The sequence below is a fragment of the Micromonospora aridisoli genome (assembly GCF_056150025.1).
Genome location: NZ_JAXCFK010000135.1, coordinates 1 through 555 on the forward strand (window position 1 = coordinate 1; position 555 = coordinate 555).

1 pseudogene is annotated in these 555 nt (G+C 71.5%); it reads left to right on the forward strand.

Features of this window, described 5'->3' with window-relative positions:
• Positions 1-39: 39 nt before the first annotated feature.
• Positions 40-555, forward strand: a pseudogene (locus SM447_RS29750) (nitrate reductase); the annotation flags it as partial.

Sequence of the window (555 nt, forward strand, 5' to 3'; positions counted from 1 at the left end):
GATGCCGGTGTGGGCTCCGTGATGAGGAGGAGGCGGGACATGGTCGACCGGATCGCCGATCCGTGGGGTGATTGGACCCCGTACGGGCCGGGGCAGGAGTGGCCGGCGCGGGTGGACACCTTCCTCGACGAGGGTCTGCGCGAGTCGGACGTGGACACCTGGATCCAGTCCGCGTCCATCCTCCACTCGAACGGGGACGCGCTCGACATCGCGGTGAGGGGCGGCCGGATCGTCGGCGTTCGGGGGCGGGCCGTGGACCGGGTCAACCGGGGCCGCGTCGACCCCAAGGACCTCTACGGCTGGCAGGCAAACCACAGCCCCGACCGGCTGACCCGCCCGCTGGTGCGCGAGGGCGGCCGGCTCGTGGAGACCGACTGGGACACCGCGATGGGGCGCGTCGTCGCCCGGTCGAAGGAGCTGCTCGACGGCCCCGGTGGGTGGGGTCACTTCGGCTTCTACACCACCGGACAGCTCTTCCTCGAGGAGTACTACACGCTCGGCGTGATCGGGAAGGCGGGCCTCGGCACCCCGCACATGGACGGCAACACCCGGCTC